The following is a 23,693-nucleotide window of genomic DNA, read 5'->3' on the forward strand; positions in this document are numbered from 1 at the left end:
ACATCCATGCCCATTCCCGGTCTGACGATCCTGGCCGCGACATTTCTCTGCGGCCTGCTCGGCGGCTGCGTCACCTCCGGCGGCACGACCGCGTCCGAGGAAGGCGCCGAACGCGTGGCGGCCGGCAAGCCGACCTTCCTGCGGCAGACCTATATGACGATGGACGAGCACTGCCGCCCGGTGAAACGCCCGACGGGCGTGCTGACCGAGCCGCCCGTTCACGGAAAGGTCCGGATGGCGACGAAAAACGCCAAGGCCGAATACGGGCCGGGAGACCATCAGCACTGCGACGGCAAGCTCGGCCCCTCGCTCGCCTTCGAGTACACGGGACGGCCCGGTTATCGCGGCCCGGACGGCTTCGGCGTGCGCGTGCGCTACAATGACGGCGAGATCCGCCAGGCGCGGTTCAAGGTCGAGGTCTACTGAACAGCGAAAGGCGGTCCCCCATGCAGCGCAGCTTCGGAGCCGGCGGACCGGCCGTTTCCACCATTGGCCAGGGAAGCTGGTATATCGAGCAGGGCGACCGGCGCGCGGCCATCGCGGCGCTCAGGCGCGGGCTCGATCTCGGGCTGAGCCATATCGACACCGCCGAGATGTATGGCGACGGCCGTTCGGAGGCGATCATCGGTGAGGCCATCGCCGGGCGGCGCGATGAGGTCTTCCTCGTCTCGAAGGTGCTGCCGCACAACGCCTCGCGGCAGGGCGTGCGCGCCGCCTGCGAACGCTCGCTGCAACATCTGAAGACCGACCGGCTCGACTGCTACCTGCTGCACTGGCGCGGGCCGCATCCCCTGGCGGAGACCTTCGCTGCCTTCGAGGCGCTGAAGCAGGAGGGCAAGATCCTGTCCTGGGGTGTCAGCAATTTCGACGAGGACGATCTCGACGAGGCGCTGGCCGCCGCCGGCAAGGGCAAGATTGCCTGCAACCAGGTGCTCTATCACCTGCGCGAGCGCGCCATCGAGCACGCCGTCATTCCGTGGTGCGAGCGGCGCGGCGTCGCCGTCACCGCCTACAGCCCCTTCGGCCATCACGACTTTCCGGAACCGGGCAGCGCGCAGGGCAAGGTGCTGGCCGAGATCGCGCAAGCGCATGGCGCAACGCCCCGCCAAGTCGCGCTCGCCTTCCTGACGCGAAGGCCCGCCGTCTTCGCCATCCCGAAGGCCGGCAGCGTCGCCCATGTCGAGGACAATGCCGGCGCGCTGAATCTCACCCTGTCGGAAAGCGACGTCGCCCGGATCGATGCCGCCTTCCCGCGCGGGCGCAAACCATCCTCGTTGCCGATGATCTGAGGGCGCTGGAAACCACGATCCGCCTTATCGCTTTACAGGCCTGCCTGCCCGCGCTTTCCTAGAGTCAAGGGCAAGGCCGTCACAGAGCCCGCGAACGCCCGCTCGACAGTTGTTGCGTTTTCGGAGTCTCGGCCATGCGTCGCTTTCTGGGCATTCTTGCCGTTCTGTTCCTGTCCGTTTTCGGTGCCGCCAAAGCCCAGGCCGGCGTCGATGTGAAGGTCGACATCGCCGCGCAGCGGATGACGGTGACCGCTCCCAGTGGCGAAACCTACGACTGGAAGATCTCGTCAGGGCGAACGGGCTTCCGGTCGCCGAACGGCGTCTACCGGCCGACGCGCCTCGAAAAGAACTGGTATTCGCGCAAATATGGCGGCGCGATGCCCCATGCCGTGTTCTTCCGCGGCGGCTATGCCATCCACGGCACGACCTCGATCGCCGCGCTCGGCCGCCCGGCCTCGCATGGCTGCATCCGGCTGCATCCGGCCAACGCCGCCAAGCTCTTCGCGCTTGTGAAGAAATATGGCGCGAGCCAGACGCGCATCGCGCTCAACGGCGCCGCGCCCGACAATCTCTCGCGCTTCGCCAAGGCCTCCACGCACAAGGCCAAGGCCGCCCATGTCGCCAAGCTCGGCGGCAGCAAGGCGAAGGTCGCCAAGGCCAAGACGCAGCGCAGCCCGGCCGTCGCCACGGCGCGGCGGGGCGGGAGCCATGGCTGGGAAGCGGCACGCGGCCAGATCATGCTGCGGCCCGCCATCCCCGCCGACGCCTATGGCTATCAGCCCTATTATCCGAGCGGCTACGGTTACGGTTGGCGTTGAGGCGCGAGCGCCTCGGGCGCGATCCGCAACCAGCCTTCCAGCGTCTCGCCCGGCTGAAGCCGCTTCAGCGGCGCAGCAGTGCGGGCCGCCGGCTCGCTCGGCGCGCCGATGGCGTGGCTCTGCGGCTCGACGCAGAGGAAATCCGCGCCCGCCGGGGCCCAGACCACCGGGCAGTTCAGGCTCTCGCTCGCGGTCAGCGTGACCGCGAGGCCGGTCGAGGGCGTCTCGATCCGCGCCGTCCCGTCCCAGTCGAGAAAGCTCCAGGCGGTGACCTCGTCGCGGCGAAAGGGTTTTGGCGCGACATAGGGTCCGCCATCATCGAAACTCTGCTGCCCGGTCGCGCGGAAGGCTTCGCCGAAGACGAGCGCGCCGGCGGCCCGCATGACGAGGCGCGTATCCGCGGCGCAGGGAAACCAGGGATGGTGCCCGATTCCGTAAGGGAGTGCCGTGTCCGCCTCGTTCTCGATCGACAGGCGAATGGTCATACCGTCCCGGCCGAGTGAAATCTCCTGCCGGGCCCGGTAACGATAGGGGTCGGGGCCGTCGGTGCGGCGGTGTTCGAGCACGGTATGGCTGCGGTCATACCGCAGCACCTGCCAGTTCGCCTGCCAGCCGAAGCCGTGGATCGTACCGCCGCCTCCCGGATCGTTGGACGGGACGAGGAAACGCCGCTCGCCATCGTCGACCACGCTCCCGAAGGCGCGATTGGCGAAGGGCAGTAACGCCCATGTGCCGGAGAAGATGGGCGAGGCCGTCGAAAGCGGCGCGTCGCTGGACGGCCTCAGCAGGGGATGCTGGCGCCCGTCCGGCCCAAGCCAGTCGAGACGGGAGACGATGCCGCCCGCCTCCGGAACGATCATGGCCTTAAGGCCGGCGGCTTCGAGCTCGAGCATCGGGATGTCCAGAATCAGGGAATGCGCGATGGAGATTCGCGCCATGGCGATCGGCATACAAGTCTCGCCATGGGGCTCTTGACCGGGCCTCGCGCCGCGAGGACATTGCGCTCCCTTCTGGAGCCTGCCATGCCCAAACCACTGATCGCGCTCGACTGGGGCACAACCCGCGCGCGCGCCTTCCTGATCTCCGAAGCCGGTGAGGTCGCGATGCGACGCATGGCCGATCAGGGCATCCAGTCCGTGCCGGCAGGTGGCTATCCGGCGGCTTTCGAGGCGCTCGCGGGCGATCTCCGGCGCGCCGCGCCCGAGGCGGCGATCGTGCTGGCCGGCATGGTCGGCAGCCGCAATGGCTGGGTCGAGGCGCCCTATGTCGCCTGCCCGGCCTCGCCTGAGGCGATCGCCGCCGCCGGCATCGCCGTGGAACTCACCGCGGGCACCCATGCGACGATCCTGCCGGGGCTGAGCTGCGACGATGGCAGCTTCGACGTGATGCGCGGCGAGGAGACGCTGGTCGTCGGGCTCGGTCTCACGGACGGGCTTGCCTGCCTGCCGGGAACCCATTCGAAATGGGCGGAGGTCAAGGGCGGGCGGATCACGCGTTTCGCCAGCTTCATGACCGGCGAGATCTATGGGCTGCTGCGCAACCAGTCGATCCTCGCGCGGCTTGCCGAGGAGCCCGCCGGTGACGACGCCAACAACGGAGCCGCACGCGGCTTTGCCGCGGCGAAGCGGCCCGCCGGCCTGCTCAACGCCGCCTTCGGCGCCCGGACCGAGGTGCTCGCCGGCCGGATGAAGGGCGGCGAGGTCGGGCCGTTCCTCTCCTCGCTGCTGGTGGCGCAGGAGATCGCCGGGGCGCAGGCGCTGTTCGGCGCCGCCAACCACATCCATCTCGTCGCGGACGGCGTCATGGCGGAGAGCTATGGCGCCGGGCTCGCAGCGGCGGGCATCGCGGCCGTCGTCACGGCGCCGGAAGCCGCCTTCGTCGCCGGCGTGCGGCGCCTCGCAGCAGGCCTCACCCGATGATCCTCGTCTTCGGTTCGATCAATATCGACCTGGTCACCACGGTTGAGCGCCTGCCCGGCGCCGGCGAGACGGTGCTCGGGCCGGATTACGCGGTCCACCCCGGCGGCAAGGGCGCCAACCAGGCGCTGGCAGCGCGGCGTGCCGGCGCCGCCGTCACCATGGTCGGAGCGACCGGCCGGGACGGCTTCGGTGAAACGGCCCTGTCCCTGCTGGCCGCCGACGGCGTCGACCTCGCTTATGTCGCGCAGGTCGATGCGCCGACCGGCGCGGCCTTCATAGCCATCGACAGCGAGGGCGCCAATCAGATCATCGTCGCCGCGGGCGCCAATGCGCAGGCCAGCCCCGACGCCCTGAGACAGATGACCCTGGGGTCCGAGGACATCCTGCTGCTGCAGCGGGAGGTGCCGGAGGATGGCTGCCTCGAGGCCGCGCGGCTGATGAAGCACGCGGGTGGCCGCGTCATCCTCAACCTCGCACCGGCCGGGGCGCCCGCACCGGCGCTGCTCGATCTCGTCGACATCCTGATCGTCAACGAGCATGAAGCGCTCGTCCTCGCGCAGTCCCTCGGCTGGCCCGAACGCGACCCCGACGCCATCGCCCAGCGCCTCGATGCCGAACGCGGCATCATCGGCATCGCCACCTTGGGCGCTGCCGGCGTCGTCGGCTGGCAAAGCGGGGTGCGGCGGCGCCTCGAAGCGCCCCGCGTCACGGTCGTCGACACGGTCGCGGCGGGGGACAGCTTCACCGGCGCCTTCGCCGCCGCGCTGGCGGCCGGCTATGGGCTCTCGGGCGCGCTGCAGCGCGGGCTGGCGGCCGGGTCGCTCGCCTGCACGCGGGCCGGCGCGCAGCCGAGCATCCCGCGCGCCGAGGAGATCGCCACGCTCGTCGGGCAGTCCTTTCTATGAATGCGGTAAGCCCGGGTTAAGCCTGACGGCGACAAAGGCGCGCTCCATTCGCGATTTCCGCCGATTTCGCGGCTCGCCGTTCACGCTTCGTCAGGCTTGACGGCGTGATGCTCCGCCCCGAGCAGTGCCGCCGCCCCATGTCGCGGGAGGCCCTGCTTGCGAGAAGCGGAGCGAGGAGCCGTGGCGAATCCGTCGAGCTGGGCTTTGGGCGTGGCAGCAACCGCCATCGGCGTCGCGCTATCCTATACGCAATGGCTCGCCCCCAAGGTCGAGGCCGAGCCCATGGCGACAGCCGCGTCGACGACCTCCCGGGCGCCGGCACCGCGTGGACCGACGACGCTCGCCGTCGCCGCCGATTATCGCGGCCACTACATCGTCCATCCGACGATCGACAACTACCGGGTCAAGATGATGGTCGATACGGGGGCCAGCATCGTCGCGCTCACGGCCGACGATGCCCGGGCGCTCGGGATCAAGCCCGACAGGCAGGGCCGGCGCATGATGCTGAACACCGCCAATGGCGCGGTGGCCGCGACCAGCACCATGCTGCGGGAAATCCGGCTCGGCGAGATCATCGTCCGCAATGTCGAGGCGGTGGTGATGCCGCCCGGAGCGCTCTCGATGAGCCTGCTCGGGAACTCCTTCCTCGGCAAGCTGCAAGGCTATGAGGTCCAGACCGGGCGGATGGTGCTGCGCGGCTGATTATCTCGCCGCGACGGTTCGCAAGGCGCCCCGCGCGCCGAAGAGGCGGCGGTAATCGGCATTCGCCAAAAGCTGCCGGCGGCCGAGCCCGAACAGGAAATCGACCTCGTCCGCTTTCAGCGACAGCTTGTAGCTGAGTTGAAGGATACGGGCTTTCTCCGCCGCGTCCCGCACATCCGCCAGCGACAGCCGCACCACCGTAACATCCAGCCTGTCGCAATCCCGCTCCGCGTCCTTGCCGCCGCAGCGCCACCGTATCAATCGCTCGCGCCAAAGCCCGGCTTCGTGCTCGAGCATGTCGAGACCGGTACGGCTCCCCGTGTCGATCATCGCATCGATCGAAGCGGTGATCGTGTCCACAGCGCCGGGCCCTTCCACAGTCTTCGAGAGGTCGCCGCCGATGCGTAGCGACGCGTCGGCGACAATGAGGATGACGCGCTGGAGGTGGCGGGCCGCGCCGGCACGCAAAGGGGCCGGAGTGGGCCGGTTCATGGCCCTGACGAGGTTGTGGACCGCGAGATTGTCGACCAGGCCGCCATCGAGCAGCTTGAGATAGCGCAGATCCGCTTCGGTTTCGTAGCGCTTCTGCGATTCCTCGACATGGCGGGCGAGGGTCGACCTTCCGGGCGTCGCTGCTTTTCGGGCCGAAAGCGGACAGTCCGGACTGAAATTCTCCAGAACGACCGGCGCGAACAGGACCGGCACCGCGGAGGAGGCGGCGACGGCATGGGCCAGCGGAAAGCTGTCATAGTCGCTGCAGATCGCCCGGAAGCTTGCGCGATCGAACGCGAAAGGCGCGCGGTTGTAGAGATCGGTCGCGTGCAGCAGAAGGAGGGGGCCCTTGCCACGGCCGAGGCTCCCCAAGGTCGCGCCGTGATAGAGGTGTGTGTCGAGCCAGGCCCCGAAGCCGGTCAGATCGTTGACGCCGCCGCGATAGCCGCGCAGCAGATTGACCGGTGTGATCGCCGTCCGCAGGGCCGCCTCGGGATCCTGGTCGAGATAGTCCCGCCTGAAGGCGCCGAGCCCTGCCGGGCCGTACAAGGCGAAATGAGCGGCGAGGATGCCGCCGCCGGAAACGCCGGCCACCGCCGCGACCTGATCCGCCAGCGTCAGCGCCGTTCCGTCGCGCGCGGGCTGCTCCGCCAGGGCCGACAGCACGCCATAGCCGAAGGCGGCCGAACGCGCTCCGCCCCCGGAGAAAGCCAGAATGATCGCGGTCGATCCCGTCTCGTCCGGGAAAGAGGACGTGTGGAGCGACGCCGTCGTTTCCGCCAGCGGCAGATTGGAGGGCTGGTTCGACGGGCTCGCGCAGGCACAGAGGCCGAGCGCGAGCATCATCGTCGTGACGCGAGCGCATTTTCGAGCAAAGCGGGCCCCGGCTTGCTCGACGAACATGCGATGGAACAGGGCGAGGGAGCGTTCCCGCGCTTCGGAAACATGCGGAATGTCTCCGGAGGCGAGAGGGCACCGCTTTCGCGTGTCGTCGGCGCCCGGTCGCCGGAGCAGTCGTGAAACCATGTCGCGTGCCATCTCCGCCGCGACAGGTCCTCATCGTCGGGATTGCGCGGGCGATCCGGCATCGCCTGCGTCGATTATCCCAGCATTATCCGCGTCGGCCCGGCAGCGCGGCACATGGTCGTCAGCAAGCAGGTCGGGGCAGGCTCAGGCGAAAGCAGGCCCCGAGCGAGCGATCCAGCACGGCCACGGACCCGCCATGGAGCCGGGCGATTTCCTGCACCAGATGCAGGCCGAGGCCAGCGCCGCGATCCCGCGGCGCCATGCGCGAGAACGGCTCGAAGATGCGCTCCCGCTCTTCGGCAGGGATACCCGATCCTTCATCGGTGACATCGACCGTGCGTTCATGGCCGACGCGGATGGTGATCGTCCCGCGTCGCCCGCCATGCTGGATGGCGTTCTGCACCAGATTGGCCAGAGCCCGCTCGAGCGCGGCCCGATCGCCAAAGACGTCAACAGGTTCGGCCTCCGCCTCGAAAGCCAGTTCGTAGCCCCCGGCGATGGCGAGGGGCGCGAGATCGACTGCGACGCGCCGCCCCAGCGCGACGAGATCGAGCGCGACGAAGACCTCCCGATCCCGCTCCAGCCGTTGCAGATCGAGCAATTGCTCGGCCATGACGGCAAGCCGCGCGACATCCTCCAACAGCCGTACACGCTGCGGTGTGTCCTCGAGCGTTTCCAACCGCGTCTGCAGGATCGCGATGGGCGTGCGCAGTTCGTGAGCCGCGTCGGCGAGGAAGCGCTTGCGCCGAGCATGGCCCTCGTCGAGCCGTTGCAAGGCGCGGTTGACCGCGTCGACCAGCGGCGTCACCTCGCTCGGGGTGAAGGTGGCGGTGAGCCGCGCGCCCTGACGGTCGAGATCGATCTGCTCCGCTTCCCCGGCGACGGCTTCGAGCCCCCCGAGCGCGCGGCTGACAACCGTCGGCGTCCCCACGACGGTGGCGAGCGCCATGACCGCAAGCGCCGGCAGGACGAAGCTTGCGAAGACGATCAGGACGGCCTGTATCAGCCAGCCCAGCGGCGCTTCGGCCCCGGGCCCGGTCACGACCTGGATCTCGCCCGCAGCACTCGCGATCCAGCGCATCTGGGCGTTGGCTCGCGGCGGATCCCCCAGGTTCCAGCCCAGACGTGCATTGCCGACATCGTCCAGACCATTGCCCATGCGCGCGAAATGAGGCGGCGGCGCACCCTCGGTCAGCTTATGTCCCTGCCGATCGCGCACGATGAACCAGAGGTCGGGCACGGTGGAGCGCAACCGCTCGAGCTCCGGCGTCGCCTGCAATGCGAGACCACCATCGGTACCGCGCACGACCGCGGTCTTCAAGGCATCGATGGTGACATCCTCGGATTCGAAATTGAACAGATGACCGCCGAGATAGAGCGCCCCAACGATCAGCAGCACGAGAAGCGACAAAAGCGCCGCCTGGAGGGCGAGCAGGCGCCGGACAAGCCGCCATTTCAAGGAATATGAAGAAGGGACGGGCCGGATCATGCCGCCCGCTTCAGCAGATATCCGATGCCGCGAATGCCGTGGATTTCCAGCTTCGCCCCGGCCTTCGCCAATTTGTGCCGGAGACGCGAGACATGCATGTCGAGGGCATTCGACTGAATCTCGTCATCGAAGCCATAGACGGCCTCTTCCAGGGCGGAGCGCTGGACGGTTCGTCCATGCCGGCGCAACAGCGTTTCGAGCACCAGCAATTCGCGACGCGGCAGCTCGAGCACGCGCCCCTCGACGGTGGCGCAGCGATGGTGCCAATCGAATTCGAGGCCGCCGATGCGCAGGATGTCCGGCGCCAGATCATGAGGCCGGCGCAGCACGGCACGCAGCCGCGCCAGGAGCTCCTCGACCGCGAAGGGCTTGGCCAGATAATCATCCGCCCCGACGTCGAGGCCCCTGATCCGCTCGCCGAGCTCGCCACGCGCGGTGAGGACGATGACGGGTGCCGTCGATTTTCGGGCACGCAGGCTGGCCAGCAGCGTCAGGCCGTCGCCATCGGGCAGGTTGCGATCGAGCAGCACCGCGCTGTGGACGCTCGTCGCGATCGCCTCCTCGCCTTCGGCCAAGGTCGATGCATGGTCCACCACCATGCCGTTCTGGCCGAGGGCAGCCCGCAGCGCCGCCGCCATCTCAGGCTCGTCCTCGACAAGGAGAATACGCATCGATGCGGCCCGGTTGCTACGTTGCGACGCAGCGGTCGCATGTCCAGCCCAGGCCGTAAAGTGCCCTGGGCAACCCCTGCCTTCACTGACCTGCGGCGCCGCGAGGCGCCCCTCAGAAGGTCGGGCAGGGGGGCGTCCCGGTGCGGACGACCTGCTCGATGCTGGCTGAGCCGACCGCCTGGCCCGAACGCGGGCGCGTATAGATCGGATCATTACCGAGCGTAAAGGTGCCGGTCAGGACATAGCCGACCATCGGCGTGTATTTGTAGCTAGCCTTCGCCATGATCACCGAGGTGCTGGGTACCCGAATGCTGTCCGGCAACGGCACCGTCGTTCCGCGCGCGAGCGCCTGGCCGTTGCGCTGGTTGCTCCAGCAGACCTTGGCGATGCCGCCGGCATCGATGACGACGCTGGAAACGACCATGCTGATATTCGCGGAGTCGAACGGCATCAGCACGGTCTGCGCCGCATCGAAGATATTCTCGACATCGGCGGGAGCGACCGCAGAGACCCGAGCAGTCAGATCGGCCAGCGCCAAGGTCAACTGCGTCACCTTGCGGTCGGCCATCACCATCTGTGCGACATCGACGGTTCCACAATAGGCGACCAGCATCACCGGCAGCGCCATGGCGAACTCGACCAGTGCAAATCCTTCCGTATTGCGCCGAAAGCGGCGCCATCGCTGCCCCATCGCGTTCCTTGACATGTTCAGGAACCTCCCGCCGTGAAAGGCTCCGCCCGGAACGTCGTCGTTGCGACGAGCGCGCGGTGGCCCGCGCCGATATTGGCCAGCGAGGTCGAAGCCCAGGCCGTCAGGAACAGGCGATAATCGAGCACGGCGCGGGCCACGATGATCTGGCCGGGCTGCGGCTGATTATAGGCAAAGCCGTTGGTGTTCAGCGCGCCATTGGCGATGGGGCTGGTCGTGCCGGAGCTCGCACCGGCGAAGTTCGTGTAGACCTTGACGTCGATGAACAGCTTGGAGCAATCGATCAGGCCCATCGGTGCCAGGGCGCAGATGTCGTTGCGGAAGGCCTGGGCGTTCAAGGCCGGATTCGACGAGTTATAGCGGCTCGTCGCCTGGCCGGTGAGCAGGCGGCGCGAGGCCTGAGACAGCGATTCCTCCAACACCTGGTTCGTCCAGAACATCAGCGCCGTCTCGATGATCGCGAAGAGCAGGGCGAAGAACGGCACCGCGACGATGCCGAACTCGATGGCGGCGGCGCCGTCCTGCGCGCGCCGGAACCTCCCGATCAGCCGCATCCTGCCGCGACCGCGAGGTCCATCGTCGTCGGCATGGGGGGGAAGAGATGTCATCCGATCCGCAATCCGCTGCTGCTCTCGAGCCCTCGCCCGATGCGGACGTCTTACAGCCAAAGAATTTCGGATCGGTTAGAGCCCGACGAGCTTCCTCGAAAGCAGCGGGAAGACTTCGTTTACCAAAGGCGGATGGCCCGCCAGCCGCTCATTGCGGCGGCGCGCCGCTGCGACCCGTGGCAAGCGCGTTGCGGCTCGACGTCTGCGCCCCCGCCTCACCGAAATATTTCTGCGCATCACCGAGTTGCACCGATGGCTGGCACTCGGGCGTGCAGGAATAGCTCTCGCGATCCATGCCGCGCTGGACGGTCAGTACGGAATCGGAAGCCGCGCTCACGCGCACGAGCGATTCCGCGAGAAGGGCGCCGCCGGCATCGAGCGCGATGAGATTGGTGACCCCGAAGCTCTTGCCGGTCACAACCATCACCCCGTTGCGCTGAACGGCGACATCGGCAATCGCCGGATTTCCGACGATGACGGTCTGCGCCCTTTCCGGCAGGCGGACGACCTTGGCGTGGTCGACCAGCACCACGACGCTTTCCAATGTCGCGGATTGCGGCGCCGCGAGCGCGGCCTGGATCGACAGAAACGGCACAAGCAGCAGGCCTGCGAGGGTCCGGCACATGCGGGAACGATGTCCTGCCGAGCTCCGGAGAGTGAACATGGGCGGCGCCTCGAAGTTTGCGACCCGGCCAGCAAAGCGCAAAATGATGAACCAAACCCTAAACCTCGCTGGCGCAACGTTCTTTCGAGCGTCAGCCGAGCGTGACCGAGGGGAAGAAATCGCGAGAGGCTTTTCGTCATGGGAAATACCCGCGAATCAACTCCGTTCTTGCAAATCCTTAAATTGAATATTTACCGAAATTGATTTAGATTTACTCAAATATAATTGCGGATCTTTGGTATTTAATCTTGTAAATCGCGCGTTAACCACGGAACAATTGCTTTTTATTCCACTCGAATTCTTCGTTCCGTTTAACCGTTCGGCAAGACGCTCCCGCTAACGTCGTTCCTGTCGCTGACCGAAGCCAGCTAGAGCGAAGGCAGCAGTCAAACCGTGGTAAGGAGTTCTCACATGACCAACGTTTTCGCTCGCTTCGTCAAGGACGAGTCCGGCGCCACCGCCATCGAATACGGCCTGATCGCAGCCCTCGTCGCCGTCGTCGCCATCACCGGCATGACCGCCCTCGGCACCAAGCTGAGCGGCCTGTTCACCGGCATCAGCAACAAGCTCGTCGCTCCGACCTGATCGCATAAGGGCCGCAAAACACGGCCTTGCCTGTCGAACGCCCTGGCCATGCCGGGGCGTTCTTCTTTCGTTAAGAGCAGCAGTTCCTCTCCATCAGCGTAAGGCTTTGGTGAGACCTGCGTGACATCCTTCGGGTCGCATCGAACGGGCCATGCCATGTCGCTTCCGCTCATCATCCTGCTGGGGGTTTTCCCGTTCCTGATGGCTTATGCCGCGGCCAGCGATCTCGTCTCGATGACGATTTCAAACCGGCTCTGCCTTGCGTTGATCGCAAGCTTCGCCGTGAGCGCGGCGCTGCTCGGGCTCGACCTTCGCGAAATCGGCTGGCATCTGGCGGCCGGAGGGCTCGTCCTCGTCGTCGCCTTTGGCCTCTTCGCCGCCGGCTGGATCGGCGGCGGCGACGCCAAGCTCGCGGCCGCCACGGCCCTGTGGTTCGGCTTCGACCAGTTGATGCCCTATCTCACGGTCGCCGGCCTGTTCGGCGGTGTCCTGACCCTACTCATCGTTCAGCTTCGCGCCCGGCCGCTGCCGGCGCCGGCCGAGCACTGGAGCTGGGCCCGGCGACTCCACGCTGCCAATCAGGGCGTCCCCTACGGAATCGCGCTGGCCTTCGCGGCCCTGTTCGTGCTCCCCGAGACCGCGATCTGGCGAGCGGCGATCGGCCTCTGAGACCGCCCCCCCAAGCCCGGCGGTAGATTCGAAAAATATACGTCCGATTAACCATAAGTTGACGTTTCGAGACGACGATCCCGGCTAGGAGCCAGCCATCTCGGCCGGGGGATCAGTCCGAATGAGTCCTGCACGCATCATTATCCTGGCGGTCGCGCTGGCGGCGGGGCTTGGCGCGGCATTGCTCGTCCAGGGCCCCTCCCAGGAACCGGCGCCGGTCGCCAAGGTCGAAGCCGCCCCGACCGTGTCCGTCCTCGTGGCAGCCGGCGACATCCCCGTCGGCAACACCGTTGCGGAGAACGACCTGCGCTGGCTCGACTGGCCGCTCGCCAGCGTGCCGGCCGGCGTCATTCGCAAGGACGAGACTCCGGAAGCCGAGAAGGAGATCGTCGGGCAGCTCGCGCGCTATGCGGTGCTCGCCGCCGAACCGATCCGTCGCGAGAAGCTCATCAGGACCGATGGGACCGGCTTCCTTTCGGCCGTCCTTCCCCCCGGCATGCGCGCGCTCGCCATCTCGACCGACAGCCGCGGCGCCAGCACGGCCGGCGGCTTCATCCTGCCGAACGACCGCGTCGACGTGATCTGCACCTGGAAGGGCGAATCGACGACGGGCCGCGGGGAAGCCTTCGTCAGCGAAACCCTGCTGCGGAACATCCGCGTCCTCGCCATCGGCCAGAACGTGCAGGAGCGCAACGGCGAGAAGGTCGTCGTCGGCGAGACCGCCACCCTCGAGGTCGATCCCGGACAGGTCGAGATCCTAGTCCAAGGCCAGAAGACCGGAACGCTCTCGCTGGCCCTGCGCAGCCTGAAGGACGCCGGCGACAATGCCGCTCTCCCGGCCCGGAACGACAACTCGATGACCCTCGTGCGCTATGGCGTCACCAGCAAGAGCGTGAAGCCATGATCCGATCGCCCGCCTGCCTCGCCTCCACCGGCCTCGCTGCCGCGCTCCTGCTGTCGGCTTCCCACGCCTTCGCGCAGGCGACCGGGCCGGCGCCCGTCCTGAATGTCGGCACCAGCGAATACGCGCTCTCGCGCAAGCTCGACCTCTCGATCGGCCGGTCACTCGTCGTGGAACTGCCGCGGGATGCCAAGGAGGTCTTCGTCGCCAACCCGAAGGTCGCCAACGCCGTGGTCCGGACAGCGCGCAAGCTCTTCGTCATCGGCATCGCCGACGGCGCGACCTCGATGTTCGTGATGGACAGCGAGGGGCGCCAGATCACCGCGCTCGAGATCAATGTCGGGCGCGACCTGAACGTGCTGCGCCAGACGTTGCGGACCGCACTGCCGAACTCGCAGATCGAGATCAAGCCGGCCGGCGACTCGATCCTACTGATCGGCACCGTGCCCAACGCCTCGGAGGCGACCCAGGCTGTCGACATCGCCAATGCCTTCGTCGGCGTCTCCGACAAGACCGACAAGAAGGGAACCGTGATCAATTCGCTGACAATCCGGGATCGCGACCAGGTCATGGTCAAGGTCGTGGTGTCCGAGGTGCAGCGCAAGGCGATCAAGCAACTCGGCATCAACTCTACCGGCGAATGGAAGCTCGGCAATTTCTCGGTCACGCCCTCGATCGACAATCCGCTGCCGATCCAGCCGCAGGCCCTCTCCGCCACGGCGATTACCGCGGGTCTCGGCAACGCCAAGAACTTCACGCTGCGCGCGCTGGAGCGCGCCGGCATGGCCCGCGTCCTGGCCGAGCCGACGGTGACCGCGATCTCGGGCGAGACGGCGAAGTTCACGGCCGGTGGTGAGGTTCCGGTCCCGAAGGGACAGAGCTGCTCCTATGATACCTTCAACCGGCAGACCTGCACGGTGACGATCGAGTACCGGCCGATCGGCGTCACGCTGAATTTCACGCCAATTGTCCTGTCGGACAACAAGATCAGCATGCGAATCGCCACCGAAGTCACCGAACTCGACTTCGAGAACCAATTCCGCATCAGCGAGTCGAACCAGTCCGGCCTGAACGCGCCCGGTTTTCGGGTGCGCAAATCCGACACGACAGTGGAGCTGCCCTCCGGCGGTACGCTGGCCACGGCCGGCCTGATCCAGCGCATCTCGAAACAGTCCCTCAACGGTCTGCCCGGCCTGATGAACCTGCCGGTCATCGGCACGCTGTTCCGCTCGCGCGACTACCAGCGCGAGGAGACCGAGCTGATGATCACAGCGACGCCCTACATCGCCAAGCCGATGCAGCCGACCCAGGTTCAGCGCCCCGATGACGGCTTCGTCGAATCCCACGATGCCCAGGCGATCCTGCTCGGGCGTCTCAACAAGATCTATGGCAGCGGCGGCGGCGCGGTTCCCCAGGCCTATCGGGGCCGGGTGGGCTTCATCGCCGACTGAGCGCGTCACAAGAAGTGGATGGCCTGACGATGACCGCACGCTCCCGATCCGGCTCCCCGCCCTCCGCGCGGATGGTCGCCGCTCTTCTCGTCACCGGTGCACTGGCGGCCGGATGCGCCGGCAAGGCCGAGACAACCGCCTCGCTCGCGCCCGTCGACGTGCGTGAAAGGCATCCGATCGTGCTGAAGGATGCTCCCCGCTCCCTCGACGTCTTCGTCGGCCGTTCGGGCGCTGCGCTCGACCGGCGCCAGAGCGAGGACGTCGTCGATTTCGCCCGCGAATATCGCCGCTCCGGACGAGGCGGAATGGTCGCTGAGGTTCCGACGGGCGACCGGCGCGACCTCGCGGCCCGCGACACGCTGGGCGGCATCCGCGCCGCGCTGGCGCGCGGCGGCGTCTCTCCCGGCGCGCTCTCCGTCCGGACCTACCCGGTCCGGGATCCCGGCCTGGCCTCGCCGATCCGGCTGACCTTCGCCTCGCTGCAGGCGACGCTGCCGCATGAATGCGGGCAATGGCCGACCGATCTCGGCAGCTCGGACTTCAAGTTCTCCGCCTCCAACGAGCCCTACTGGAACTTCGGCTGCGCGACGCAGGCGACGCTCGCCACGCAGGTCGCGGATCCGATCGATCTCGTGCGCTCCCGCAACGAGGGCCGGCCCGACATCGTCAAGCGCATGGGCGCCATTGCCAAGATCCGCGAAGGCAAGGATCCGTCGACGGAGTATCGGTCGTCGACGCCGCAGATCAACTCTACGGTCGGAGGCGGGACATGACGTTTCCCGAATCGGGCGAGATCCAGCCGGGTACGACCAGCAACGAGGAGATCGTGGCGCCGCTGCCGCGCATCACGCTTCAGGCCTTTTGCGAAACGCCGGCGGTGGCCGCCGCCATGCAGGGGGTCGTGGCGGACCGGCGCATGGACAAGGCCCATGCCCGCATCCAGATGGGTGGGCCCGCCGCAGCGGTGGAAGCCTTCCGCGCCGCGCCCACGCCCAATGTCATTGTGCTCGAAACCGTCTCCGATCCGGCGACGCTGGTCGCCAATCTCGACGCGTTGTCGGAGAGCTGCGATGCCGGCACCAAGGTCGTCGTCATCGGCCATGTCAACGACGTCCAGCTCTATCGCGACCTGATCCGGCGTGGCGTCAGCGAATATCTCATCGCTCCGCTCCAAACGCTCGACGTGCTGCGCACCCTGTCGGAGCTCTATATCGCGCCGGAGGCCCGCCATCTCGGGCGCGTCATCGCCGTGACCGGCGCCAAGGGCGGCGTCGGCGCTTCGACGGTCGCCCACAACATCTCCTGGGCGATCGCCCGCAGCCTCGACGCCTCGACCGTCATCGTCGATCTCGACATCGCCTTCGGGACAGCCGGCCTCAACTTCAACCAGGATCCGCCGCAAGGCATCGCCGAGGCGGTCTTCGCTCCCGAGCGCCTCGACGCCAATATGCTCGACCGGCTGCTCTCGCGCTGCAGCGACAACCTCGCGCTGCTCGCGGCGCCGGCGATGCTCGACCGGACCATCGATCTCGGTGAGGAAGCGCTCGAGCAACTGCTCGACCTGCTGCGCGCGAGCGTGCCCTACATCGTGCTCGACGTTCCACATCAATGGGGCGCCTGGGTAAAGCGCACCTTGCTGGGCGCGGACGAAATCGTGATCGTGGCGGAGCCTGAGCTCGCCTCGCTGCGCAACGCCAAGAACTTCATCGACCTCGCCCGCGCCGCGCGCCCCAACGACACCGGCGCCAGGCTGGTTCTCAACCAGGTCGGGATGCCGAAGCGGCCGGAGATCGCCGCCGCCGAATTCGCCAAGACACTCGGCGTCGAAGTGCTGTCGACGATCCCCTTCGATGCCCAGCTCTTCGGAACGGCTGCGAACAACGGCCAGATGATCGCGGAGGTGCAAGCCGGCAGCAAGGCGAACGAGGCCTTTACTCAGATCGCCAGCGCGCTCACCGGGCGTGGCGAGGCACGGCGCGGCAGGCGCAGCCTGCTTGAGCCGCTGGTTTCCAAGCTGAAGCGCCGCAAAGCCTCATGACGCGCCGCGGCCTCCCAGATTTCGACTTCATCGCGGCGCCCGGCGCCGCGAGCGCCCGCGCCGGAGACGATTGAGATGTTCGGCAAGCGATCCGCAGGCGCTGCGACCGCGCCAGTCCTGGCCCCGAGAGCTCCTGCCGCCGCCACGGCGCCGCGCAAGACCGAGCCGGTCGCGTCCCTGTCGGAGGAGCGCAAAGTCGCGGCCCAGGAGACGCCGCGTTCCGAAGAATACTACCAGATGAAGAGCATGATCTTCGGGGCGCTGATCGAGGCCATCGATCTGTCGCAGCTCGCGAAACTCGATGCCGAATCGGCGCGGGAGGAAATCCGCGACATCATCAACGAGATCATCTCGTTGAAGAACGTCGTGCTCTCGATCGCCGAGCAGGAGGAACTGCTCGACGACATCTGCAACGACGTGCTCGGCTATGGCCCTCTGGAACCGCTGCTGGCACGCGACGACATCGCCGACATCATGGTCAACGGCGCATCCCGCACCTTCATCGAGACCGGCGGCAAGATCCAGCTCACCAATATCCGCTTCCGCGACAACGCACAGTTGATGAACATCTGCCAGCGCATCGTCAGCCAGGTCGGCCGGCGTGTCGACGAGAGCTCGCCGATCTGCGACGCGCGCCTCGCCGACGGCTCCCGCGTCAACGTCATCGCCCCCCCCCTGGCCATCGACGGGCCCGCGCTTACCATCCGCAAGTTCAAGAAGGACAAGCTGACGCTCGACCAGATCACCAAGTTCGGCGCAATCTCGCCGCCGGGCGCCGAGATCCTGAAGATCATGGGCAAGGTCCGCTGCAACATCGTCATCTCCGGCGGCACGGGCTCCGGCAAGACGACGCTGCTGAACTGCCTGACCAACTATATCGAGCATGACGAGCGCGTCATCACCTGCGAGGACGCCGCCGAGCTTCAGCTCCAACAGCCCCATGTCGTGCGCCTCGAGACCCGCCCGCCCAATCTCGAGGGCACCGGCGCGGTGACGATGCGCGACCTGGTCAAGAACTGCCTGCGCATGCGCCCTGAACGCATCATCGTCGGCGAGGTGCGCGGGCCTGAGGCCTTCGACCTGCTGCAGGCGATGAATACCGGCCATGACGGCTCGATGGGAACGCTGCACGCCAATACGCCGCGCGAGTGCCTGAGCCGTATCGAATCGATGATCACCATGGGCGGCTTCTCGCTGCCCTCGAAGACGTTGCGCGAGATGATCTGCTCCTCGGTCGACGTGATCATCCAGGCCCAGCGCATGCGCGACGGCTCGCGCCGCATCACCCACATCACCGAGGTGATGGGCATGGAAGGCGAGGTCATCATCACCCAGGACCTGATGACCTACGAGATTCTGGGCGAGGACGCCGCCGGAAAGCTGACCGGGCGCCACCGCTCGACCGGCGTCGGACGGCCTCGCTTCTGGGAACGCGCCCGCTATTTCGGGGAGGAGCAGCGCCTGGCTGCAGCCCTCGACCAGCTCGAACAGATGAGCGAGGGCCATGTCGCCTGATCGCAGCAGCCCCGGCAGGATCGGCAGGCCATGAACACGAGCGTCCTCGCCGTCGCCGTTCTGGCCATGCTCGCGGTCGGCGGCGTGTTCTATGCGCTGTTCTACCCGATGCTCAGCGGCGAGAAGCGCGCCGAGAAGCGACGCAAGGAGTTCGCGACCCCGGTCGCGGCGCGCGGCATGGACCGGGAGACCCAGGCGCGGATGAAGCGTGGCCAGATCGCGCAGAGCCTGAAAGAGATCGAGAACCGGGAAAACGCCCGCCACAAGGTCACGCTCGAAAACCGCATCAGCCAGGCCGGGCTGAGCTGGTCGCGGCAGAAATACTACGTCATCAGCGCGGCGACGGCCGTGGTGCTGGGCTTGCTGCTGCTCATCGCCGGCGGCAGTCCCTATCTCGGCGCCGTCGGTCTCTTCATCGGAGGCTTCGGTCTGCCGGTCTGGTTCCTCAAGCGCTGCAAGACCCGGCGGCTCAAGAAGTTCGGGATCGAGTTCCCCAATGCCCTCGACGTGATCGTGCGCGGCATCAAGGCCGGCCTGCCGGTCAATGACTGCCTGCGCATCATCGCCAGCGAGGCGGCCGAGCCGGTGCGCGGCGAGTTCCGCCAGATCATCGAAGCGCAGGCGCTCGGCCTTCCGCTCCCGGAGGCGGCGGTAAAACTGTTCGAGCGGATGCCCTGCGCCGAGGCGAATTTCTTCGGCATCGTCATCGCGATCCAGCAGAAGACGGGCGGCAACCTATCCGAGACCCTCGGGAACCTCTCGCGCGTGCTGCGCGAACGTCGCAAGATGCGCGACAAGATCCAGGCGGTGTCGATGGAGGCCAAGGCATCGGCGGCGATCATCGGGTCGCTGCCGCCGGTGGTCGCCGCGCTCGTCTATCTGACGACGCCGAAATACATCGAGTTGCTCTGGCTGACCCAGGTCGGCCAGTTCGCACTGGTCGCCAGCGGCATCTGGATGCTCATCGGCGTGCTGGTGATGCGCAAGATGATCAATTTCGACATCTGAGGCGATGCGATGCTGTCCCTAATCATCACCAAGGCCACCGATCCACAGTTCCTGCTGGCCTTGCTGGCGGCTGTCGCCGCGGCGGCCACGGTGCTGACCATCGCGATCCCGCTGACAGAGGGCAACAGCCTGCAGAAGCGGATGAAGAACGTCGCGACCGAACGGGACAAGATCCGCGCGCGCGAACGCGAGAGGCTGAACCGCCAAGGCGAGAAGGTGAGCCTGCGTCAGGAACCCAAGGCTTATATGCGCCGCATCGTCGAACAGTTCAAACTGGGCGACTGGCTCGGCACCGAGACTGCCAAGCGGCAACTCTCGATGGCGGGCTACAGGGGCCCGCAAGCGGAGATCGGCTTCCTGTTCTTCCGGCTTGCCGTCCCGGTCGGCCTCTTCCTGTTCACCCTCCTCTACGTCTTCGTGCTCAACGATTTCGGCCAGCCTTTCATGATCCGGTGCGGTATCGCCATCGCGGCCGCCTATCTCGGCATCAAGGCTCCCGAGCTGTTCCTGTCCAACCAGATCGGCAAGCGCCAGGCTTCGATGCGCCAGGCCTTTCCCGATGCCCTCGACCTCCTGCTGATCTGCGTCGAATCCGGCATGTCGATCGAGCATGCCTTCCGCAAGGTCTCGACCGAGATCGGCAGCCAGTCCGTGGCGCTGGCCGAGGAATTCGCGCTATGCACGGCCGAACTCTCCTATCTAGCCGAACGCAGGCTCGCCTATGAGAACCTGGCGCTGCGAACCGGGCTCGAGGGCGTCAAATCCGTCTCGACCGCCCTGATCCAGGCGGAGCGCTACGGCACGCCGCTCGGCACTGCGCTCAGGACGCTCGCTCAGGAAAGCCGGGACCAGCGCATGAACCTGGCTGAGAAGAAGGCCGCCGCCCTGCCGCCGAAGCTCACCGTGCCGATGATCCTGTTCTTCCTGCCGGTGCTGTTCGTCATCATCATGACACCGGCGCTGGTCCAGGTCTTCAAGTGGCAGTAAGCGCGCCGAGTGTAGGATCTCACCCAAAATGAGCCTGTCTCATTTAACCTGAGCCTGACAGTGGCTCACCTCAGCGCGATATGCACAGGGCGCATATGGAAATTACCTTTGTAATTCAAAGCTTTAAATAAAATCGAATTGCCCAAACTTTCTGTGCAATCCATTGAACCCGTTGCCACTGGTGCTTGCAGACCCGTCCTTTTGCGTAGCCCGCAGCACGACACTGTTGTGATGGGATGGCGCGAGAAGCGCCCATTATTCCAATCACGCGGCTCTTCTAGGAACGCGGAATGACTGGCGCAGCGAGGCGCAAAGTGGCGCAGAAATTCGAACAGTTTTAGCACTGCTGCGTATCGGAACATGGTGGGATCGCAACGGATGTGGACTACGACCGAGCTGTTGAAGAGCGAGGCATAGTGTTACCGCGATTGTCGGAAAAGTTCCGCAGTCTGACATGCGACGCCCGGCCAAGTCGGGCTTCGCCCCGTTCCGGCAGTCTGGAGGTCTGTCGACGCGAGCATTCAGCCCGATCTGTGCCCGAGCGCCAATTAGCTGAGAACCTCGGGGAAACCGCATGCTCCTTTAGCGTACGATTTCGCACTGCTCTTGTTCGGACCCCTGGCTGCAGCGACTCTGCTCCTGTGGTGGCTAAGGCCGAGCATTGCCCTCTGACGTTGGTAACGTGCCCTCCAGACACCGCTTACTCCTCTTCGCCAAGCCGGGCGGGAGCTGCTACGGGACGTAGGTCCGCTTTGCCATGGCGAGCGAACCATCGATCTCAGGATTTCAGCCGAGGGGCGGCGCAGGCAAATAGATATTGCCTATGCTTGCCATCGGCGCGTCAGCGTCGGCTGGCGGCTTGCTCGGCTGCGCGCTGCCGTGGCCGGACGATCACCCAGGAGCCGATGAGCACGATGACCTCCGAGAGCGCGCCGCCGAGCAGGGCCCAGGACGGTGAGACGGTCAGCAGCAGCACGAAGACGAGCAGCAAGCCGGCCGCGGCGGCGATGGCCGAAAGAATGGCGATAGAGCGGTAGTCCTGCGCGATCTCCAGCCAGATGCGCGGCATGACATAGAGCATCGGCAGGCTGCTCATCACCCAGGCCAGGACGGAAATCTTGAAGAAGCGCGTGCCTTCGAGGCTGTCGGGCTCGATGAAGGGTAGGGCGATCAGGACGACGATGCCGTAGAGGATGCCGAGGCAGGCGAGCGGCAGGGGCCAGCGCCGCAGCCGCTGCCCGACCTTGGCGAAATCGCGATGCGCCATGAGCTTTGAGAGCTCGGGATGCATCATGTTGGCGAAGGCGGTGGAGACGATACGCAGCGGCACGAAATTGACCAGCGCCGCCGCGATCGGGGCATAGGCCGCGGGACCCGCCATCGCCGCGACCATCAAGGCCATGCCCTGGCCCTGGAGGTTGGTGATCGTCACGCTCAGCACCGACCATTTGAGCTCGCGCCAGAGCTTGCGGTAGCGCCGCCAGACATGCCGGCCGAAATTGATCCGCAGGGGGCGCCGCCGCGAGAGGATCAACAGCACCGCGATGCCGAGCGCGTTGGCTGCCGTCATCACCGCGAAGGTGTGCTGGAGGATATGCGTGCCGTCCCATATCACCCAGGCGGTCCCGGCAGCGCCGCAGAGGGTGAAGGTGAGATCGCTGAGGCTCACCAGCATCTGGCGATTGCGCGCAAACAGGACCGTGCGGACATGCGCGCGCATCGACCACAGCCCGATGAAGGCCCCGCCGAACAGCGCGCCCTCGTCGAGCCAGACGCCGAGGACGCCGGTGACGACGAGGCCGAGCAGCAGCGACAGCAGCATCGCAGCCGAACCGAAGCTGACCTCATAGGCACCGGCCGCGCCTGAGCCGCGGCTCTGGGCGATCGCGATGCTGGCAGGCAGCGCCGTGAAGGCGCGGATATAGGTCAGGCCAAGGCCGCCGACGACCATCACCAGGGCGAAGATGCCGTAGTCGCGGGCGGATACGGAATGCAGCAGCGCGATATTGAGGCCGAGATGGAAGGCGCTCTGCATCGCCTCGCCGCCGACCATGACGACGAGTCGCAGCACGATATGGCGGAGGGCCTGGAGGTTCATCGCGGGCGGCTCGAGCCCTGGCGAAGTATGTCGGCGGCGACTGCTGCAATCGCCTGCGCGACGGCCTGCTCACTGAACAGGGCATTGAAGCGTTCGCGACCGGCCTGCGCCATCGGCGCGAGAGCCTTCGGATGGCTGACGATGGCGGCGAGAGCCTGTGCCAGCGCGTCGGCATCGCCCGGCGGCAGGAGGCGGCCGGTGACGCCGTCGGCCACGACCTCGCGCAACCCGCCGATGGCCGAGGCGAGCGGCGGGCGGCCGAAGGCCATCGCCTCGATCGCGACGCGGCCGAGCGATTCCGGCCGGCGCGACGGCACGGTGACGATATCCGCCCAGCGATAGAGCGGGGTCGGATCGTCGAGGAAAGGCTCGACGCTGACATGGGAGGCGAGGCCGGCGCTGGTCACGGCTTCGCGCAGAGCAATTTCGAGGCCGGGATCCTCGAAGGCGCTGCCGACGATGCGGGTCTCGATGCGGTCGCGGATCTCCGGCGGCAGGGATGCCAGCGCGGCGAGCAGCACCTCCTGCCCCTTGATGCGGTTGATCCGGCCGAGCATCAGCACGCGCAAGGAGCGCTGCCCGTCATAGTCGGTCGGTGCCCAGTCGGCAGGACCGGCGACGCCGTTATAGATGACGTCGGAGGGGATACCGGGCGGAGCCTCGAAGGCCTCGCGCGTCGCACGGGAGTTGAAGATCAGGCGGGCGCGACCCCAGAGGATCAGCCGCCGCAGCAGCGTGCGGGTCGCGCCTTCCGGGATCTCGTGGATGTGCTGGAGTGCCTTGCCCGGAAAGAACCGGGCGGCCAGCACATGGTCCACGATGACCGAGGTGTTGATGTAGACGAGGTCCGAGCGCCTGAAGCGGCGGGCAGCCCGGAAGATGGCGCGGGGCAGGGCGATCGGCGCGGTCGCGACCAGCCGCGGCAGGTCCTTGCGGCGGAGCACCCAGAGCGGCTCGACGACGATCCGGCTCGCGTTGCCTTCGAGCAGCCGGCGGATCGGCCCATCGCGCGGCAGCACGACTTCGATCTCAGCCGAAGGGTAGGCTTGGCGCAGCGCCGCGACGCTTTCGGCGAAGCTGCGGTCCGAGCCGTAGAGTTCGTACCCTTGATGTATGCAGGCGATACGGAGCGTCACGATCCAATTCCGT

24 protein-coding genes are annotated in these 23,693 nt (G+C 66.7%); 15 read left to right on the forward strand and 9 right to left on the reverse strand.

The features are described from left to right. The first annotated feature begins 6 nt into the window (after nucleotides 1-6). From IED13_RS06590 to IED13_RS06600, 3 genes are all read left to right on the forward strand, one after another. Entirely contained in the window at nucleotides 7-426 is a 420-nt protein-coding gene (locus tag IED13_RS06590) for a hypothetical protein (protein WP_191123726.1), read from the forward strand. 20 nt (nucleotides 427-446) lie between these two features. Then, nucleotides 447-1,289, forward strand: coding sequence for an aldo/keto reductase (locus tag IED13_RS06595; RefSeq protein ID WP_191123727.1), 843 nt, complete (start codon nucleotides 447-449; stop codon nucleotides 1,287-1,289). Between the two features lie 134 nt (nucleotides 1,290-1,423). Further along, nucleotides 1,424-2,107 carry a L,D-transpeptidase gene (locus IED13_RS06600; RefSeq protein WP_191123728.1) on the forward strand — a complete coding sequence of 228 codons (684 nt, stop codon included), beginning with the start codon at nucleotides 1,424-1,426 and terminating at the stop codon, nucleotides 2,105-2,107. Here IED13_RS06600 and IED13_RS06605 read toward each other — a convergent pair. Further along, nucleotides 2,092-3,057 carry an aldose epimerase family protein gene (locus tag IED13_RS06605; protein WP_191123729.1) on the reverse strand — a complete coding sequence of 322 codons (966 nt, stop codon included), beginning with the start codon at nucleotides 3,055-3,057 and terminating at the stop codon, nucleotides 2,092-2,094. The genes IED13_RS06600 and IED13_RS06605 overlap by 16 nt on opposite strands. 72 nt (nucleotides 3,058-3,129) lie before the next feature. On the opposite strand from IED13_RS06605, the gene IED13_RS06610 reads away from it, so the two are divergent. From IED13_RS06610 to IED13_RS06620, 3 genes are all read left to right on the forward strand, one after another. Then, a complete protein-coding gene (locus IED13_RS06610; protein ID WP_191123730.1) occupies nucleotides 3,130-4,026 on the forward strand; it encodes a 2-dehydro-3-deoxygalactonokinase in 897 nt (298 codons plus the stop codon). After that, nucleotides 4,023-4,931: a ribokinase gene (locus IED13_RS06615; protein WP_191123731.1), complete on the forward strand. Its 909-nt coding sequence runs from the start codon at nucleotides 4,023-4,025 to the stop codon at nucleotides 4,929-4,931. The genes IED13_RS06610 and IED13_RS06615 overlap by 4 nt, the downstream gene beginning before the upstream one ends. A 180-nt stretch (nucleotides 4,932-5,111) precedes the next feature. After that, the gene (locus tag IED13_RS06620) at nucleotides 5,112-5,633 is read left to right on the forward strand and encodes a retropepsin-like aspartic protease family protein (RefSeq protein WP_142022404.1); all 522 of its coding nucleotides are present in this window, start codon (nucleotides 5,112-5,114) and stop codon (nucleotides 5,631-5,633) included. On the opposite strand, the gene IED13_RS06625 is transcribed toward IED13_RS06620, so the two are convergent. From IED13_RS06625 to IED13_RS06650, 6 genes are all read right to left on the reverse strand, one after another. Then, entirely contained in the window at nucleotides 5,634-6,971 is a 1,338-nt protein-coding gene (locus tag IED13_RS06625; protein WP_191123732.1) for a patatin-like phospholipase family protein, read from the reverse strand. It lies immediately after the preceding gene. A 301-nt stretch (nucleotides 6,972-7,272) separates the two neighbouring features. Continuing rightward, complete coding sequence (locus IED13_RS06630; RefSeq protein WP_191123733.1) at nucleotides 7,273-8,640, reverse strand: sensor histidine kinase; 1,368 nt, start codon at nucleotides 8,638-8,640, stop codon at nucleotides 7,273-7,275. Beyond that, complete coding sequence (locus tag IED13_RS06635; protein WP_191123734.1) at nucleotides 8,637-9,311, reverse strand: response regulator transcription factor; 675 nt, start codon at nucleotides 9,309-9,311, stop codon at nucleotides 8,637-8,639. Before IED13_RS06635 ends, IED13_RS06630 begins: the two co-directional genes overlap by 4 nt. A 112-nt stretch (nucleotides 9,312-9,423) precedes the next feature. Then, nucleotides 9,424-10,017: a TadE/TadG family type IV pilus assembly protein gene (locus IED13_RS06640; protein ID WP_318652226.1), complete on the reverse strand. Its 594-nt coding sequence runs from the start codon at nucleotides 10,015-10,017 to the stop codon at nucleotides 9,424-9,426. A 2-nt stretch (nucleotides 10,018-10,019) separates the two neighbouring features. Then, nucleotides 10,020-10,628 (reverse strand): TadE/TadG family type IV pilus assembly protein, encoded by a 609-nt coding sequence (locus IED13_RS06645; protein ID WP_113252756.1) that lies wholly within the window; start codon nucleotides 10,626-10,628, stop codon nucleotides 10,020-10,022. Nucleotides 10,629-10,776: 148 nt separating this feature from the next. Then, nucleotides 10,777-11,253 carry a pilus assembly protein N-terminal domain-containing protein gene (locus tag IED13_RS06650; protein ID WP_191123736.1) on the reverse strand — a complete coding sequence of 159 codons (477 nt, stop codon included), beginning with the start codon at nucleotides 11,251-11,253 and terminating at the stop codon, nucleotides 10,777-10,779. A gap of 450 nt (nucleotides 11,254-11,703) precedes the next feature. Between IED13_RS06650 and IED13_RS06655 the strand changes: the two genes are divergently transcribed. The 9 genes from IED13_RS06655 to IED13_RS06695 all read left to right on the forward strand — a co-directional run bounded on the left by IED13_RS06655 (nucleotide 11,704) and on the right by IED13_RS06695 (nucleotide 20,446). Beyond that, nucleotides 11,704-11,877, forward strand: a complete 174-nt coding sequence (locus IED13_RS06655; RefSeq protein WP_113252758.1) for a Flp family type IVb pilin — start codon at nucleotides 11,704-11,706, stop codon at nucleotides 11,875-11,877. Nucleotides 11,878-12,033: 156 nt separating this feature from the next. Beyond that, nucleotides 12,034-12,546, forward strand: a complete 513-nt coding sequence (locus IED13_RS06660) for an A24 family peptidase (protein ID WP_113252759.1) — start codon at nucleotides 12,034-12,036, stop codon at nucleotides 12,544-12,546. A 121-nt stretch (nucleotides 12,547-12,667) separates the two neighbouring features. Next, a complete protein-coding gene (gene cpaB, locus IED13_RS06665) occupies nucleotides 12,668-13,450 on the forward strand; it encodes a Flp pilus assembly protein CpaB (RefSeq protein ID WP_113252760.1) in 783 nt (260 codons plus the stop codon). Further along, the gene (locus tag IED13_RS06670) at nucleotides 13,447-14,898 is read left to right on the forward strand and encodes a type II and III secretion system protein family protein (RefSeq protein WP_191123737.1); all 1,452 of its coding nucleotides are present in this window, start codon (nucleotides 13,447-13,449) and stop codon (nucleotides 14,896-14,898) included. Before cpaB ends, IED13_RS06670 begins: the two co-directional genes overlap by 4 nt. 29 nt (nucleotides 14,899-14,927) lie before the next feature. After that, a complete protein-coding gene (locus IED13_RS06675; RefSeq protein ID WP_113252762.1) occupies nucleotides 14,928-15,671 on the forward strand; it encodes a CpaD family pilus assembly protein in 744 nt (247 codons plus the stop codon). Beyond that, nucleotides 15,668-16,936, forward strand: coding sequence for a CpaE/TadZ family protein (locus IED13_RS06680; RefSeq protein ID WP_191123738.1), 1,269 nt, complete (start codon nucleotides 15,668-15,670; stop codon nucleotides 16,934-16,936). The genes IED13_RS06675 and IED13_RS06680 overlap by 4 nt, the downstream gene beginning before the upstream one ends. A gap of 75 nt (nucleotides 16,937-17,011) precedes the next feature. Continuing rightward, entirely contained in the window at nucleotides 17,012-18,451 is a 1,440-nt protein-coding gene (locus IED13_RS06685; RefSeq protein WP_191123739.1) for a CpaF family protein, read from the forward strand. A 30-nt stretch (nucleotides 18,452-18,481) separates the two neighbouring features. Next, the gene (locus IED13_RS06690) at nucleotides 18,482-19,459 is read left to right on the forward strand and encodes a type II secretion system F family protein (protein ID WP_113252765.1); all 978 of its coding nucleotides are present in this window, start codon (nucleotides 18,482-18,484) and stop codon (nucleotides 19,457-19,459) included. A gap of 9 nt (nucleotides 19,460-19,468) precedes the next feature. Beyond that, complete coding sequence (locus tag IED13_RS06695; RefSeq protein ID WP_113252766.1) at nucleotides 19,469-20,446, forward strand: type II secretion system F family protein; 978 nt, start codon at nucleotides 19,469-19,471, stop codon at nucleotides 20,444-20,446. Between the two features lie 841 nt (nucleotides 20,447-21,287). Here IED13_RS06695 and IED13_RS06700 read toward each other — a convergent pair. Both IED13_RS06700 and IED13_RS06705 read right to left on the reverse strand, forming a co-directional pair. Then, nucleotides 21,288-22,544, reverse strand: coding sequence for a hypothetical protein (locus IED13_RS06700; protein ID WP_191123740.1), 1,257 nt, complete (start codon nucleotides 22,542-22,544; stop codon nucleotides 21,288-21,290). Beyond that, the gene (locus tag IED13_RS06705; RefSeq protein WP_260368377.1) at nucleotides 22,541-23,680 is read right to left on the reverse strand and encodes a glycosyltransferase family 4 protein; all 1,140 of its coding nucleotides are present in this window, start codon (nucleotides 23,678-23,680) and stop codon (nucleotides 22,541-22,543) included. The genes IED13_RS06700 and IED13_RS06705 overlap by 4 nt, the downstream gene beginning before the upstream one ends. Nucleotides 23,681-23,693 lie beyond the last annotated feature (13 nt).

This window comes from Allobosea spartocytisi (assembly GCF_014764685.1).
In the GTDB taxonomy this organism is placed as follows: domain Bacteria; phylum Pseudomonadota; class Alphaproteobacteria; order Rhizobiales; family Beijerinckiaceae; genus Allobosea; species Allobosea spartocytisi.